Origin of the sequence: Falsihalocynthiibacter sp. S25ZX9, assembly GCF_041205405.1 — a bacterium.
In the GTDB taxonomy this organism is placed as follows: Bacteria; Pseudomonadota; Alphaproteobacteria; order Rhodobacterales; family Rhodobacteraceae; genus Falsihalocynthiibacter; species Falsihalocynthiibacter arcticus.
Map to the genome: position 1 here is coordinate 1 of NZ_JBGFCD010000200.1, position 311 is coordinate 311.

1 protein-coding gene is annotated in these 311 nt (G+C 56.6%); it reads right to left on the reverse strand.

The window, feature by feature from the left end; genetic code table 11:
- Nucleotides 1–311: Gfo/Idh/MocA family protein (locus tag AB9F29_RS21900; RefSeq protein WP_369757247.1), on the reverse strand; the 311-nt coding region annotated here is incomplete at both ends.

Consider the following 311-nt stretch of genomic DNA (forward strand, 5'->3'; position numbering starts at 1 on the left):
GATGTCGCCACAGATGTGGCGCATGAGATCAACGTCATGTGCGAGGTTGACCGAAATCGGCCCCGCCCCTTTTTGGGTTCGCCACGGGGCAACGTCGAAATAGTAGTCGGGTTTGTATAGCCAGCAGGTGGCTTGCAGGCTTCGGATGTCGCCGATGACGCCTTCAGATATGAGGGAGGCTGCTTTTTGGATGATCTGGTTGTATCGTCGATGGTGGCCAACAATGAGGGGGACGCCGTTTGCCTGCGCCGCTTGAACCAGCTTTTCCGCTTCCTTTGCGGTGACGGCGAGTGGTTTTTCTACAAGGACCG